Source organism: Phocaeicola sp. RTP21198st1_B8_RTP21198_201120, from assembly GCF_040929485.1.
Classification (GTDB): domain Bacteria; phylum Bacteroidota; class Bacteroidia; order Bacteroidales; family Bacteroidaceae; genus Phocaeicola; species Phocaeicola dorei.
In genome coordinates this window covers 1-368 of sequence record NZ_JBCOCI010000354.1, presented here as the reverse complement: position 1 = coordinate 368, position 368 = coordinate 1, and the positions used below count along the sequence as shown (strand labels likewise).

Annotated in this window: 1 protein-coding gene; it reads left to right on the top strand. The window is 43.2% G+C overall.

Annotated elements, in window-relative coordinates; all coding sequences use genetic code 11:
- Positions 1–368: FAD-dependent oxidoreductase (locus tag AB5935_RS26225; protein ID WP_368327896.1), on the top strand; the 368-nt coding region annotated here is incomplete at both ends.

Below are 368 nucleotides of genomic sequence, written 5' to 3'. Positions count from 1 at the left end.
AACGCTCATGGAGTCGTGATAGAAAAAGAAGGAAAAGTTTCCACTATTGAAGCGGAGAAAATCTTGCTTAGTGTAGGCCGTAAGGCAAATTTATCCAGAGTGGGACTGGACAAGCTGAATATAGAATTGCATCGGAACGGGGTCAAAGTGGATGAACATCTGTTGACTTCGCATCCCCGCGTATATGCTTGTGGGGATATTACAGGTTATTCTTTATTGGCACATACCGCTATTCGTGAAGCGGAAGTCGCTATTAATCATATCTTGGGAGTGGAAGACCGGATAAATTACGATTGTGTTCCGGGAGTTGTTTATACCAATCCCGAAGTGGCAGGAGTGGGAAAGACAGAAGAAGAATTGATAAAATC